At 39.8% G+C, this 14437-nt stretch carries 18 protein-coding genes; 12 read left to right on the plus strand and 6 right to left on the minus strand.

Features of this window, described 5'->3' with window-relative positions; all coding sequences use genetic code 11:
- The 3 genes from F6K18_RS34850 to F6K18_RS34860 form a co-directional block, all read right to left on the minus strand.
- On the minus strand, window positions 1-225 hold a 225-nt coding region (locus tag F6K18_RS34850), incomplete at its 3' end, for a helix-turn-helix domain-containing protein (protein WP_375341376.1).
- A gap of 288 nt (window positions 226-513) precedes the next feature.
- Window positions 514-2487 (minus strand): PatA/PatG family cyanobactin maturation protease, encoded by a 1974-nt coding sequence (locus tag F6K18_RS34855; RefSeq protein WP_287527777.1) that lies wholly within the window; start codon window positions 2485-2487, stop codon window positions 514-516.
- Between the two features lie 741 nt (window positions 2488-3228).
- Window positions 3229-3441: a DUF5837 family cyanobactin class RiPP gene (locus F6K18_RS34860; RefSeq protein ID WP_287527779.1), complete on the minus strand. Its 213-nt coding sequence runs from the start codon at window positions 3439-3441 to the stop codon at window positions 3229-3231.
- A 216-nt stretch (window positions 3442-3657) separates the two neighbouring features.
- Here F6K18_RS34860 and F6K18_RS34865 point away from each other — a divergent pair, with 216 nt between their 5' ends.
- Window positions 3658-3810, plus strand: coding sequence for a hypothetical protein (locus F6K18_RS34865; protein ID WP_287527781.1), 153 nt, complete (start codon window positions 3658-3660; stop codon window positions 3808-3810).
- A gap of 140 nt (window positions 3811-3950) precedes the next feature.
- Window positions 3951-4922 (plus strand): Rpn family recombination-promoting nuclease/putative transposase, encoded by a 972-nt coding sequence (locus F6K18_RS34870; protein WP_287527807.1) that lies wholly within the window; start codon window positions 3951-3953, stop codon window positions 4920-4922.
- 458 nt (window positions 4923-5380) lie between these two features.
- Here F6K18_RS34870 and F6K18_RS34875 read toward each other — a convergent pair whose 3' ends face one another.
- The gene (locus F6K18_RS34875) at window positions 5381-5638 is read right to left on the minus strand and encodes a DUF5837 family cyanobactin class RiPP (protein ID WP_287527783.1); all 258 of its coding nucleotides are present in this window, start codon (window positions 5636-5638) and stop codon (window positions 5381-5383) included.
- A gap of 171 nt (window positions 5639-5809) precedes the next feature.
- Complete coding sequence (locus tag F6K18_RS34880) at window positions 5810-7918, minus strand: PatA/PatG family cyanobactin maturation protease (protein WP_287527785.1); 2109 nt, start codon at window positions 7916-7918, stop codon at window positions 5810-5812.
- A 402-nt stretch (window positions 7919-8320) separates the two neighbouring features.
- Between F6K18_RS34880 and F6K18_RS34885 the strand changes: the two genes are divergently transcribed.
- Both F6K18_RS34885 and F6K18_RS34890 read left to right on the plus strand, forming a co-directional pair.
- Window positions 8321-8521, plus strand: coding sequence for a cyanobactin biosynthesis system PatB/AcyB/McaB family protein (locus tag F6K18_RS34885; protein WP_287527787.1), 201 nt, complete (start codon window positions 8321-8323; stop codon window positions 8519-8521).
- Window positions 8522-8724: 203 nt separating this feature from the next.
- A complete protein-coding gene (locus F6K18_RS34890) occupies window positions 8725-8967 on the plus strand; it encodes a cyanobactin biosynthesis PatC/TenC/TruC family protein (RefSeq protein ID WP_287527790.1) in 243 nt (80 codons plus the stop codon).
- 18 nt (window positions 8968-8985) lie between these two features.
- Here the strand turns inward: F6K18_RS34890 and F6K18_RS34895 are convergent, their stop codons facing one another.
- Entirely contained in the window at window positions 8986-9141 is a 156-nt protein-coding gene (locus F6K18_RS34895; RefSeq protein ID WP_287527792.1) for a hypothetical protein, read from the minus strand.
- A 166-nt stretch (window positions 9142-9307) separates the two neighbouring features.
- Between F6K18_RS34895 and F6K18_RS34900 the strand changes: the two genes are divergently transcribed.
- From F6K18_RS34900 to F6K18_RS34935, 8 genes are all read left to right on the plus strand, one after another.
- Window positions 9308-9577: a hypothetical protein gene (locus tag F6K18_RS34900; protein WP_287527793.1), complete on the plus strand. Its 270-nt coding sequence runs from the start codon at window positions 9308-9310 to the stop codon at window positions 9575-9577.
- Window positions 9574-9978, plus strand: coding sequence for a putative toxin-antitoxin system toxin component, PIN family (locus F6K18_RS34905; protein ID WP_287527795.1), 405 nt, complete (start codon window positions 9574-9576; stop codon window positions 9976-9978). Before F6K18_RS34900 ends, F6K18_RS34905 begins: the two co-directional genes overlap by 4 nt.
- Window positions 9979-10355: 377 nt before the next feature.
- On the plus strand, window positions 10356-10538 hold the full coding sequence (locus F6K18_RS34910; protein ID WP_287527797.1) for a hypothetical protein: 183 nt from the start codon (window positions 10356-10358) through the stop codon (window positions 10536-10538).
- 126 nt (window positions 10539-10664) lie between these two features.
- Window positions 10665-10856 (plus strand): four helix bundle protein, encoded by a 192-nt coding sequence (locus tag F6K18_RS34915; RefSeq protein WP_375341377.1) that lies wholly within the window; start codon window positions 10665-10667, stop codon window positions 10854-10856.
- Window positions 10857-10888: 32 nt separating this feature from the next.
- Window positions 10889-11092, plus strand: coding sequence for a hypothetical protein (locus tag F6K18_RS34920; protein WP_287527799.1), 204 nt, complete (start codon window positions 10889-10891; stop codon window positions 11090-11092).
- A 220-nt stretch (window positions 11093-11312) separates the two neighbouring features.
- On the plus strand, window positions 11313-11612 hold the full coding sequence (locus F6K18_RS34925; protein ID WP_287527801.1) for a DUF433 domain-containing protein: 300 nt from the start codon (window positions 11313-11315) through the stop codon (window positions 11610-11612).
- Window positions 11613-11692: 80 nt separating this feature from the next.
- Window positions 11693-11908, plus strand: a complete 216-nt coding sequence (locus tag F6K18_RS34930) for a hypothetical protein (RefSeq protein ID WP_287527803.1) — start codon at window positions 11693-11695, stop codon at window positions 11906-11908.
- A gap of 156 nt (window positions 11909-12064) precedes the next feature.
- On the plus strand, window positions 12065-14371 hold the full coding sequence (locus F6K18_RS34935) for a TOMM precursor leader peptide-binding protein (RefSeq protein WP_287527805.1): 2307 nt from the start codon (window positions 12065-12067) through the stop codon (window positions 14369-14371).
- Window positions 14372-14437 lie beyond the last annotated feature (66 nt).

A 14437-nucleotide genomic window follows, 5' to 3' on the forward strand; every position in this document is an offset into this window, starting at 1 on the left:
GTTTGCGCAGCATTCCGTAGGAAAAGCATATTGATCAACTCTAGACGACAAGCTTTTCATCCAGGGATAAAGAGGTTTTGTGTGATTAGTAAAAACCTCTCTCAACTTACGTTTGCGCAGCATTCCGCAGGAAGCATTTGGTTTGTCACCATCTTTGTAAGCAGCATTCCACAGACTTAAACCCCAGTTATAGCAACATCTTGAATAACCTGCGTGTTGAGCCATCAAAGTTTTCTGTTTATTATTAAGTTTGAGCTTTGTTAATCATGGATTTCATGTATGCGTGAGCGCAGCCAGTCTAAATAGTATGCTTAAATACGTATTATGTCGTTATTCGTTGATTAAGTCAATGCTCCTGCCTCCTGCCCCCTGCCTCCTAATATAAATATTCGAGGGCAAGCAAATAAAAATTGGAGGAGAATGACATTCTAAATTTCCCCTCCTGTAGTCGCCAAAAAGTCACAAATCTCAAGCCATTCTTACTTTTGACTTTTGACTTTTGAATTTTGAATTCTAATAGGGAGAAGACCAAGAACGAACTTCGCCCAAAGTTACTGGAATGAAGTCGCTCACATCAATAGTAAACCGGAACACCTTCTTCGCCCGACGGTTATTCTCTGGATCGAAGAACTTCAACTGCACATCCCAACAATCACTATCCATCCGACAGAATGGACTCTTTGTCACTGCAATACTATCCAACTCCATACCTGCTGCCACTGCTGTAGAGAAAGTTTGAGCCGCTTGGAAAGCATTAGTAGCTGCAAAATTTAAAGCTCGGTCTTGAGAAGTCTGCCCTAAATTCCGTAGATCGTAATAAACTCGATTGAGGAAACTGCTCAAACTCCGACGCATTTGCTCATCATCAGCTTCTGCTTGTTCTCCACGCACTGCCTCCAAAGCAGAACCAACTAAGGTATTCACCCGCCAACCATAAATACCACGAGGACTAACAGGTTCAATTACAGGTATCACTTGACCTGAGAACAACTTAACTGTACGCCCAGTTAATCTGCCTGGAATACTCACCCGCTCAATATATTCATCAGCATCTTCTGCTTCTACTTCCCCTGCAAGTAACTCTTGTAAAGCTTCATATACATCCCGTGCAAATGAACCCACAGCTTCAATAGCGTAGATGGGAGTCAATTCCATATTCAAAGTCCAAATCAAAGACTTAGCTTCCGAAAGATTATCAGCCAAATAATCCACCATTTGACGTGCATCATAAGGGTTAGCTGGAATTTGAGTATTTTCAATAGTAACCGCTGGCATCAACTGTTTAAAAGAGTCGCGCCGTGCTTCAGTTCCAAAGTCATAACCCAATGTACCGATAACGTAGACAATATTTGTCACATCTTGAGGAGGTTGACTGGGTGTAATTCCATTATTATTTGGCATAGCAGAAATTTGATTATTAGAAGTATTAGTTGATGATAATGGTTGTGAGGTAGTAACGCCAGCTTCAACAACTCCAGCAGCTACCACACCATTGTCGGCGGAAGTCTGAAGATTATTTTCTGGACCAACCGAAGCTTGTAAACTAGCTTCTGGGGTTGCATCACAACCACAGCTAGCTTCAATACCATTATTATTATCTTGTTCTGATTCTGACATAGTTTCTCCTGTTATTTGGGCAACGGCACCTGAGATATTGATCTGACCAACTAAACAACGGCGCGTGTCTTGACTCAGACATGGAATAGCTGTCTGGAGTAAGGCAGTACGAACTTTTTGTGGGTCTGGTTTTTCTTGCCTCTGCAATTGCAGACTCATCAGTAATGCAGCTACTCCTGACACTACTGGGGTGGCAAAGCTAGTCCCACTCAGTGGTATTGTACCACCTCCTGGTTCAGCTCCTAAAATATTTTCTCCCAGAGCTAGAATACCCTGAGTTTGATAATTTTCGCCCCAGTTACTATAATCTAGGGGCTGTCCATTTGCCCCCATTGCTCCTGCTGCTAAGACAGTTGGGAGTGCTGCGGGAACGTGCAAACATTCACAACCATCATTACCCGCAGCAGCGACGAGCAAAACATTATTGTCTCGGCATAAATTCACGGCATGGTTTAGCCAGTCTTCAGCTTCACCATAGTCTGTCAGTTCGCCCCCACTAATATTAATAATATTTGCTCCCGCATTCACCGCTTGTTCGATCGCCCGTGCCAAATTTAATTGAGAAGCTCGGCGATGATAGTCTGAGAATATGGGAATTATTAATCCTCGACAATGGGGAGCAATACCAGATACGGGAGAATTGGGCTGACCAAAAATAATACTGGCAACATGAGTTCCGTGGAGAGACATCTCGCTTTTAGGAGTAGCTTCACCTTGTACCAAAGTTGGTAGTTGAGTCAAGTTAGCTCCATCAAAACAGGGATGTTTGAGGTCAACTAAACCGTCAAGCACTGCCACGCAAACCTCAGAGTTACCTTTGGTTTTTGCCCAGAGTTGTTTGATTCCGGGAATATTAGAAATTTCAGGCATCTTTAAATATTAAGTCAAAAGTTAAAAGTCAAAAGTCAAAATTAAATAAAGTTAATAAAAAGGCAGGAGGCAGGAGGCAGGAGGCAGGAGGTAGAAAGTTTAAAAAGGTAATGTTTCTGCATTGTTTTTTTTAGAAATGTGTATTATTAAATTTACCATGTAGTGAAATTTTTCAAACTTACAACAGTTTTCATTGTCGCTACGAAATTTTGGTCGTGACGTGGATACCATTTTTTGAATGAGTGACTTTTGCTTTTTGACTAAAATGACATCCTGCTCTCTGTTTATACCAATTCGCTGTAAAGATGTCACAAATAGTTTTAAACTTTAAATGTGAAATAATTTCCTGAAGTTACTGTGTAGTTAAACTTTTTAGCCTATGAAATCTTACTTTTAACTTTTAACTTTTGACTTTTGACTTGAAGCAGAGCGATCGCCGTGTTCCTTATTTCTGTGCAACCCAAAAAAATATAAAGGCTAAAAGCATTGAGATTAACTCTTACTTTTAGCCTTTATTTCATCACAACCAATCTCTCCTTCCTCTTACTTTTGCCTTAAAAAATCTCCAGCTATTCTTACTTTTGCCTTTTGACTTTTGACTTTTGACTTAAATTGCCGTGCCAGATATCGGAAAACGAAGAACTGGCGAAGGTTGTGAGTCAATTTGTTGAAGCTAATAGACCGCCAAAGGAGGAGGAAAAAGGTTTTTGACATTTTGTATTGAGTTGTGATATTCTGAGATTATTCTGCGTCGTCTCCGTCGTAAGAACACCTCTCCTCCCAACTACCACAGCCGGTCAAATTGGGAGCCAGGCCAAGGCTTGTGTTGTTGGTGCTGCTGGTCAGGCTTTCTTCTGTCAGTCCTTCGAGAGCAACATGATCGAGAGCAGGTTTAGCAACATGAGTGCGGATGACAGGCTGATTGATAGAGGGCTTGATATTCTTTTTTCCCATTGTGATTTTTCTCCAGAGTGAGTTTTTTTGCAGTTTACACTATTTGTCGGTTGTTGACAAGAAGCATTTACAAATCTTTGAAGGCAGAAGGCAGGAGGCAGGAGGAGTTCAAGACTTAAGTCTTTTTTTTTTTTGCCTTTTGCTTGGCTTGAGTTAATTGGTGGCGAATAGCTGCCGCTAGGCTCCGCCAACGCCATGTTCTTATATAAAATCTGATTGAACATTGGTCATTGCGACGATAGGAAGCAATCTCGTAGCACCCCTGAGATTGCTTCCTTCCACGGAGTGACCGTCACAATGAGGCAAGCTATAGTAATTATCCAGCAAATTAGACTTGAAATGGAGCGATCGCCAAGTTCTTACTTTTGAATTTTGAATTTCTACCTCCTGCCTTCTGCTCCCTGCCTTCTTCGTAAAAAATCACTTCATTAAAACCAACTAATTTTTTACCTTACCATCACAGGAATTGTTATATAATAAACACAAAAATCAAGTAAGTAGTAAAAATGATGAAGTTTATCAGCCCCAAAACTGACTTTGCTTTTAAAAAAATATTCGGTTCTATTCACAGTCAAAATATTCTCATTAGCTTTCTCAATGCCATAGTTTATGACAATCAAAATATTATTCAATCTCTGAAAATAATTAACCCCTATAACCCCGGAGTTACTAATACTATGAAAGAGACTTATTTTGATGTAAAAGCTGTTTTAAATAATGGTTCTACAGTCATCATTGAAATGCAAGTATTGAACGTAGAAGGTTTTGAAAAACGAGTAATTTATAACTTGGCCAAAGCTTATGGAAATCAATTAGATGCAGGGCAAGGTTATATGATGTTGCAACCTTTTATCGCTTTAACAATTACCGATTTTGTTTTATTTGAAAATGAAAAAACGGAGAAAATGATGACTAAGTTTAAATTTAAAGAAGAGACAGAATTGTTTAATTATCAAGATGAATTAACTTTAATGTTTTTAGAATTGCCGAAATTTAACAAAAAATTATCAGAATTAGAAACCCTCAGTGATAAATGGATATATTTTATTAAATCAGCGCCTTCTTTAGAAGTAATACCTTCTTCATTAGGAGAAGTATCAGAAATAGAAGCGGCATTAAATATAGCGAATAAGGCGAATTTAAACAATGAAGAATTAGAGGAATTAGAGAAACAGGAAACGTTGATTAGAGATAAGAAAGGACAAATTAGTTTGGCGATAAAGGAAGGAATCGAAATTGGACGGGAGCAAGGAATTGGTATTGGACGGGAAGAAGGAATTGGTATTGGAATGGAAATTGGACGGGAGCAAATAGTGAAACAAATTTTACGTCAAATTCGGCGAAAGTTTGGAGAAATAGCTCCAGAAGTTAAAACTCAGATAGAGCAGTTATCTCTGGAAAAATTAGATATTTTAGGAGAAGAAATTTTTGATTTAGCAACCATCATAGATTTGGAAAACTGGCTGGGTAATAATGGATAATTGATAATTGATAATTGATAATGAAAGAGTTTTTTAAATCTCTAGTTTTCTATCTAGCTCTCTCATAACCTAGATAATATCAGCAACAGTTCCCCAATGCCAACCGATATAGCTGCAGCGACGGCTCCGCCAACGCACTGTTCTTAATGCATGACTTTTGCTTTGTAATGTATTCTCAGAAGTCACAAATCTCCAGCTATTCTTACTTTTGACTTTAAAAGGCTAAAAGCATTGAGATTAACTCTTAATTTTAGCCTTTATTTCATCACAACCAAATCTCTACCTTCCTCTTACTTTTGAATGCATGCCTTTTAACTTTTGACTTAAATTGCCGTGCCAGATATGGTCAAACGAAGAACTAGCAAGCATCGTAAATCAATTTGTTGAAGCTAATAGATCGGCGAAAGAGGAGGAAAAAGATTTTTGACATGAGCGAATATGTTTGTGATATTCTGAAATTATTCTGCGTCGTCTCCGTCGTAAGAACATGCGCCCGGCAATCCGCGTGGAATACCCCGACCTCCACTCGCGGCTACTCCGACCGTTGTGGTCATTAGGTTTTCTTCGCTAAGTCCTTCCAGGGCAGGTTTAGCAACATTGGTAATATTGCGGATTACAGGCTGATTGATAGAAGGCTTGATATTCTTTTTACCCATTTCATTTTTCTCGGTGAGTGAGTTTTTTGTTAGTATAGATTGATTGGCTGGAGTTGGCAATAAACATTTACATTTCTTTTCACTCAGTAGCGATCGCTCCCTTCTACCTTCTGCCTTTTCCTCTAATTACGCTCGTAGTTTTGATCTAGCACTCAACTATCTATCGGGCTAAAGCAAAACTACAAACAAATTCTTACTTTTGACTTTTGACTTTTGACTTTTGAATTGAATTCACTTCGGCACAGACCAAGACCGCACCTTACCCAAAGTCACAGGCATTAAATCAGACACATCAATGGTAAAACGATAAACTTTCTTTGCTCTCCTAGTATTGTCTGGATTAAAGAACTTCAACTTCACATCCCAACAGTTACTATTATAACGACAGAAAGGACTCTTCTCCACCTCTATGCTGTGCAACTCCATCCCAATAGCAACTGCATCAGAAATAGTGGTTGCTGCTTGGAAAGCATTTGTCGCTGCAAAGTTGAGGGCGCGATCGCGGTCTGCCTGACCCAAATTCCGCAAATCGTAATAAACCCGTTCCAAAAAGCTTCTCAGAGACTTCCGTATTGCTTCTTCTTCTGCCTCTGCTTGTTCCGCACTCACTGACTCCAAAGAACTATCTATGAGAGTATTCACCGTCCAACCATACATTCCCCTGGGACTGTTGATTTTTACTACAGGTAGGGTTTGCCCAGAAAACAATTTTACCGTTTGGTCTGTTAACCTCCCGGTAACACTTACCCTGTCGATGTAATCTTCATGGTCTTGTGCCTCCACTTCTCCTGCCAACATATTTTGCAGAGTTTCATAAATATCGTCGGCAAATGCACCTACAGGTCTCAGGGCATAAATAGGAGTTAATTCTATACTTAATATCCAGATTAAAGATTTCGCCTCATATAAATTAGCATCCAGATAATCAGCCATTTGACGACCATCATAGGGATTAGCTGGAACTTGAACGCCATCTAACATTACTGCTGGCATCAACTGTTTAAAAGAGTCTCGTCGTGCCTCGGTGCCAAAATCATAACCTACTGTTCCCAAAGCATAAATCATATTGGAGCCAGCACTAGGGGTAATACCTTGAGCAGCTTGAGCCGTTTTTATAGACTTGATATTGTTTTGCTCTACTCCTGATGCAGCAGTAATATTTGTAGGCGCATTTGTCGCACTTTCTCGATTTTCTCCCACTGCTACAGAAAAAGATATGGGAGAACTTTCCTGAGCAGGAACTACAGAATTTTCATCTACCATAACTTCCGCGACATCAACCCCACTATCTCCTAATATTACATCTGCCTCAGACGTTGCTTCTGAAGCAGAAACTCCCACTGCTTCTAACTGTTTTCCAGTCAAAAGTTGATAAGCTCCGGCAACATTCAGTTTACCTAACATACAACGTTCGACTTCTTCGGTATCTTCCAAAGTACAGGGAATGGCACTATTTGTTAATGCTGCTCGTATTGCTTCTGCATCTGGAGACGCCCCTTGCTGTAACTGCAAACTCATCAACAATGCGGAAATAGCCGTCACCATTGGCGCTGCACAACTGGTACCTTTATTGCGGACAGTTTCTTCTGTTCCTGGTTGAGCGCCGAGAATATTTTCTCCGGGAGCAATAATACCTTGATTTTGATATTCTCCGCCCCAGTTACTAAATTTGAATACTTGACCGTTATCTTTCATTGCTCCTACGGACATGACTCCAGGCAAAATAGCGGGGAGACACCAACATTCACCTTTATTATTGCCAGTGGGAGCGACTATTAAAACATTATTTTCCTGAGCTTGACGTACTGCCTTTTCAAGGATTTCCTGACCAATACCAGTTTGGGTAGGGCGACAGGCGGCACAGTGAATAATATTTGCCCCTAAATCTACTGCTAGGTTAATGGCACGAGCTAAGTTTATGGGGTCGATATAATAGTCAGTACCAAAACCCAGAGGAATATTAATGCCTCGACATTTGTAGGCAATACCTTCCACGGGAGTACCTGGTTGTCCGAAAATGTTACTAAAAACATGAGTCGCGTGGAAAGCTGCTCCCAGAATTTGTAAAGTTAGTTCGTCTGGGATAGCTTCTTTCAGTTTTGCCTGTCTGACTTCACTCTTTTCATCTGAGTTCTGAATTTCTCGGTAGGCATCTATCTCTGTGGGGTCTAGTTCTACTGCTTCTTGCCAATAAGAGTTAATTTTCGTAACGTTAGCCCCTTGAAAACAACCACGTTCTATGTCAGCAGTTCCATCCAGGAGAGCTACAGTAATGCGGGAATCTCCTCTAGTGTGAGTCCATAATTCGGTTAGTCCGGGAATATCTGCAAAGTCTGGCACAATTAGATATATTATTAATTATATTTTCAGAATTAAGTATACATCTACAAGTAGGCAGTTGGCAAAAAATACAAAAATTTTTTTTTAATAATTTTAACGTTTGCTCTATTGCGGTTTATATTATAGTAAGTTAAATGGAACTTACGCACCCTAACCAAGAAATCGGGTTTATTAGCCTGATGCTATAATATGGCAAATTTTAGTTCATAAACCAGGTTTCTGCCTAAGTTCAGTTAACTAACTATCAGCTTTTAGCAGCTCTAGGTTAAATTCCCTGCTTATAAAGGTAGGATAGTTAAGGAGGGATTGAAATCTCCTTCTTAACTTTAAAAAAATAATCTTGCTGACTGCTGAGTGCTGAACGCTGACCGCTAAAAAAAATCGAATCTATTTAGAACAAATATGAGATTACCTAAACAAGCAGCTCCGGTAAAAAGACCTGATATTATTTCTCCTCATCTAGCAGTAGATGTGGTACATGGTCGGGGTGAAGACCTAGTAACAATTCGTATGGACTTGATGCACGGAGCTAACTATAACGATCCAGCTCCCTATAATTATCCCACATACAATCAGATTATGTCTTCTGGTTGGCGTTGGTAAATTCAAAATTCAAAAGTCAAAAGTCAAAAGTAAGAAGATGGCGATCGCTCCTAATGAAGTCAAAAGGCAAAAGGCAAAAGGCAAAAGGCAAAAGTAATAAATCTAGCCTTTTCTTCCCTTCTGTGTTCTGCCTCATGCCTTTCTTACATCGCTAATTTTTCACAATCTCTAATCATAATTTTGTTAAATCAAGGAGAATAATTATGCCAGAAAAAAAAGTTAAAGCCACTAGCAAAGCAAGTAGTACTCAGGAGGAAACAAAACCTCAAACTGAGGCAGTAACAACTTCTCAACCATCACAACCAATCCAACAACCAGAGCCAGAAGCAGAAGAGAAAACTATACTGGCAACAGGTCTAGAAGACTACGCACGTTGGAAGGTAATGTTCAAAGACCACAAACGAGAAGACGATCCTCCTTTCCGTCGCGGTCGCATTTGGGCATAATAATTCAAAAGTCAAAATTCAAAAGGCAAAAGTAAGAATAGGGCGATCGCTTTGTTTGAAGTCAAAAGTCAAAAGGCAAAAGTCAAAAGCAAGAACATGGCGATCGCTCCTAATTAATTCAAAAGTCAAGAGGCAAAAGGCAAAAGTAAGAATAGAGCGATCGCTCTGTTTCAAGATAAAATTCAGGGACTAGGGGCAAATGGCATTCGCCCCCTACAATTAGTTTATAATTTCACATTTTGCGTAAGTCCTATTAATTTGAAAACTCAATCTGAAATCAAATCAACCTGCCCCATAATAACAAAGCCCCTTAATTAAACCAGATTTGGAGAATCGTGGCATGACATTAACTAGACCAATTATCCAAGCTATCAATCAAGTATTGCTCAATCTTTCACCAGAGAAACAGCAGGAAGTATTAGATTTTGCGGAGTTTATTCAAAGTCGTTCCACCACTTCCACTTCCATCTTGACAAACCAGAAATCCAAAGCAGTTTTGGTTCAAGAACTGCAAAGCATCTTCAAGGAATTACAGTCTCTCCCAGAAGTTCAAGAGATAACAGAGGCAGAAATTATGGCAGAGATTGAGGCTTACAGACAGGGAAAATGAAGGTTATTATTGATACAAATATTTTAGTTTCTGCTGCTCTGAAAAACAAAAATCCTGAACGAGTTGTTCTTTGGGTGGCATCAGAATGTGAGTGGCTGGTTTCTGTGGACATTTTGGCAGAATATCAGGAGGTTTTACAGCGCCAACGGTTAAAAATTAATCTGGAAAGACGGGAACGGTTACTAAATCTAGTTCAAGTTTTAACACTCAGAGTTAAGGTAGATGTGGCAGTCGATTTTCCCAGAGATAGAAAAGATGCTAAGTTTCTTGCCTGTGCCCTTTCTGCTCAAGCTGACTATTTGATTACAGGTGATGCTGATTATTCAGAAGCACAATCTTTGATAAATACCAAAATCGTCTCTGTAGCTGAGTTTATCAATTTGTTTCAAATTAATAAATAGCCAATCAAGTTAAAAGTCAAAAGTAAGAACATGGCGATCGCTCCATTTCAAGTCAAAAGTTAAAAGTCAAAATTCAAAAGTGACAAAAATTGAAGTCTTGAATTTTATCCTGCCTTCTGCCCCCTGCCTTCAGAGCAGAATCTCCTCCTGCCCCCTGCCTCCTGCCTCCTGCCTCCTGCCTGCAAAGATTTGTAAATATCTCTTGTCAAAAACCGACAAATAGTATCGATGATGCTTTTGGCCTTTATATTTTTTTTGGTTCCACAAAGTATGAGTAGTTATGGCACTACGCAAATAGGGCGTGGACATTTATAAATGCTCAAACTCACTCAGAGATTACTTTTGACTTTTAAATTTTCACTTCCGTGAAACGGTATATGAGTAGTTATATTCCAATTACTGATAGAGCTTTTGGATTTGCAGTCAGAATTATTAAACTTTGTAACTTTTTAGACCAACAACCAGGAACTCCCAGATTACTAGCTAATCAATTATTTAGGTCTGGAACGTCAAACCGTTGCACGGAAGTCAAAATTCATGCATTTAAAAGTCAAAAGTAAGATTTTATAGACTTCAAACTTTGATGCCACAGTAATTTCAGGAAATTATTTCAATAAGAAAGTTTGAAACTATTTGTGACATTTTTAAAGTGAATTGGTATAGAAGAATCACAGTCAGCTCAGAGCGTGAAAGATTTTATTAGTAAACAACAAATTGCTCTGAAGGAAGCAAAGGAAACCCGATATTGGTTAAGACTGCTAATTGAAACTGAAATGATAGAACCTGAAAAAATTACAAAACTTTTAGATGAATGTGAACAACTGATGAAAATTCTAGCTAAGTCTATAGTCACCAGCAAACAAAAGCTCAAACACTAACTTTTAACTTTTAACTTTTGAATGCATGACTTTTGACTTTTGACTTGCTCATGGTAGGAGTATCCTGCTTTAAAGTTTCGAGGTTTTCTGGGCATGGTTATAATGTTTTGCATAATGGTGCGTTACGACGGATTGTTAAATGGCTTTCACAGCCTATATTTTTGCCGTCTAACGCACCCTACTGGACTGACACACTAAATGGTGCAATAGGCGTAGGTTGGGTTGAGGAACGTTAGCGGAGCTTATCCGCAGGATAAACCCAACAATAGTAATACCAATTTCATAAACTTACACAACACTTGTAAAAGTATCTATCAAGCTTGAAATCCAAGATGTCAAGTTATGCGTAGTCTGACTTTAGGAAATTGGTATAAGGTTTTGTTGGGTTTCACTCCGTTCAACCCAACCTACTACCTTGATGCCTCCTAAATTTTGAGTTTTAAATATAATAAGATTATGGAAATAACTCTCGACCCAGAATTAGAAAAATTTATTCGCAATCAAGTACAAAGTGGTCAATATGCTTCCCTCGATGAAGCAATGAATGTAGCTTTGAGAATACTAGCAACTCAATCTCTTGCTTCCCAAGGAATTAACAAAACACCGAATGTTTGTGGCGGTGATGCTTGTGTTGGTAATACTCGGATTCCGGTCTGGTCATTGGTGAGCGATCGTCTTCAAGTCAAAAGTCAAAAGTCAAAAGTTAAAAGTAAGAATGGTTGTATATTTGTGAATTACAATCAAAAGTCTGGTTGAATAGTTGATACTCTTGCATGGTAATGGTAGTATATTCAACATAATGTAATTAGTTGTAAGTCCTGTGTAGGTTAAAAAATATGATAGAATCAGAAATACTCAAAAAACTAGAAGGAACATCTGTTGAAGAACGTATCCAGATTGTTGAAGCAATTCTGCAAACATTGAAACATGATATGCGATCGACTTCTTCACAACAACTATCCTCTCACGAACTTTCCCTACAAGGAAAAGTGATTTATTATGAAGAACCTTACGAACCTGTAGCTCTAGAAGACTGGGAAAAATTAGCATGATTGTTCTAGATACTCAAGCGCTACGCGCAAGTCAAAAGTCAAAAGTCAAAAGTTAAAAGTAATTCCTGACTAACTTTGAGAATCTATAAACGTCCTAACCTATTTGCGTACTGCTATATAATTACAGAAAACTATCTTTAACTTTTAACTCAATTAATGTCAAACCCACAAATCAAACCCCACTATCGCATCGAAATCATTGAACCCAAGCACGTTTACCTCCTTGGAGAAAATTCCACCGACGCCCTCACTGGAGAATTCTATTGTCAGCTCATCCCCCTATTAGATGGTCAACATACCTTTGAGGAAATCTGTCAAACTTTAGCAGAAATAGTAGACCCAGAAGACGTAGAATATGTTCTCGATCGCCTCAGAAATAAAGGTTATTTAACGGAAGCAACTCCCGAACTATCCCCACCTGCTGCTGCATTTTGGTCTTTACTCAACATCGAACCCCAAGTCGCTGCCGACTTTCTCCAAAAAATTACCGTTTATGTCGCCTCAGTGGGAGAAACAACTACAGATTTATTAATCGAAAGTTTGACAGCAGTGGGTATCAAAACTAAACATTGGGAAGATTACCCACCCACATCAGACCGCAACGCATTATTAGTTGTTCTCACCGATGACTATCTCCAACCACAACTGGCAGAAATCAATAAAACCGCCATCGCAGCTAATCAACCTTGGTTATTGGCAAAACCAGTAGGCAGTTTACTGTGGTTAGGTCCGATATTTGAACCAGAGACGGGATGTTGGGAATGTTTGAGTCAACGTTTGCGCGGACATCGGGAAGTGGAAGCTACTGTTTTGCGACAAAAACAAAAATCTGTTGCTTCTACTACTAGCAAAAGAGAAGTTTCTGGATGTTTGCCTCCTCCTGCTGTTTTCCTCCCTTCAACTTTGGCAACTGCTATTAATCTCATCACCACGGAAGTTGCGAAATGGATAGTACAACAAAGCGGGGTGGAAATGCCCTACTTTACCACTCTTGCTGGCAAAGTAATTACTTTCAACCAAGCTAACCTAACCACAGAAACTCACTTTTTGAGTCAACGTCCCCAATGTCCAGCTTGTGGAAATCCTAAATTACTCCAAGAAATGTCATTTTATCCTCTCAGTCTCACCAGTCGCAAAAAGCATTTTACCACAGATGGCGGTCATCGCGCTTTCACTCCAGACCAAACAACCAAACGCTACGAAAAATTAATCAGTCCAATAACTGGAGTTGTCAGTGCATTGGTGCGAGTTTCTGACCCCGATAATCCTTTGATTCATACTTACAGTGCCATTCATAGTTTTGGTGCAGCTAAAAGTCTCGGTGCTTTGCGTCGTTCCCTCAGTCATAAAAGTGGAGGTAAAGGCAAGAGCGATCGCCAATCTAAAGCGAGTGGTTTTTGTGAAGCGATCGAACGTTATTCGGGAATATTCCAGGGAGACGAACCTCGGAAAAAGTCTACTTTAGCTGAGTTGGGAGAGCAAGGTATTCATCTAGAAAAATGTTTGCATTTTAGTCCGACTCAGTATGCTAACCGGGAGGAATTGAATGCTAAGTGTAAAGTTGCTCACGATTGGATTCCGCAACCATTTGATGCCAGTCAAGAAATTGAATGGACTCCAGTGTGGTCGTTGACGGAGCAGACTCACAAATATTTGCCTACTGCTTGGTGTTATTATGCTTATAAATTACCCAAAAAGCATAATTTTTGTGTAGCTGATTCCAATGGCAACGCTGCGGGCAATACCATAGAAGAAGCAATTTTGCAAGGATTTCTGGAATTAGTGGAGCGCGACAGTGTGGCGATTTGGTGGTATAACCGTTTGCAGCGTCCGGGGGTAGATTTAGCAAGTTTTGACGACTCCTATTTATTGGAAGTGCAAGAGTTTTATCGACAAAATCAGCGGGAGTTATGGGTGTTGGATTTAACTACGGATTTAGGGATACCTGCTTTTACTGCGGTGTCGCGTCGAGTTGGTGAAGAATATGAGCGAGTTATTACTGGTTTCGGAGCGCATTTTGACCCGAAAATTGCGATTCTGCGAGCGGTAACGGAAGTCAATCAAATAGGGTTGGGAATGGATGAGCAAGATATTAGTCAGATGGAGGAGGGGATGCAAAAATGGATGACGACAGCAACTTTAGCAAGTCATCCTTATTTAGCTCCCCATCCAGAAATACCTGCTAAAGTTTATGGAGATTATCCGCAACTTTGGAGCGATGACATTTATGATGATGTTTTGACTTGTGTGAAAATTGCTCAAGCAGCAGGGATGGAAACTTTGGTTTTGGATCAGACTCGCCCGGATATTGAGTTAAAGGTAGTTAAAGTTATTGTGCCTGGGTTGCGTCATTTTTGGTCGCGGTTTGGCAAGGGGAGATTGTATGATGTTCCGGTGAAAATGGGTTTGTTGTCTGAAGCGTTGCGGGAAGAGGAGATGAATTCAATGCCAATGGTGTTTTAAGAAGGCAGGAGGCAGGGGGCAGGAGGCAGGGGGCAGGAGGCAGGAGGCAGGGGGCAGGAGGCAGGA

It is taken from the genome of Okeania sp. SIO2C2 (assembly GCF_010692625.1).
In the GTDB taxonomy this organism is placed as follows: Bacteria; Cyanobacteriota; Cyanobacteriia; order Cyanobacteriales; family Microcoleaceae; genus Okeania; species Okeania hirsuta.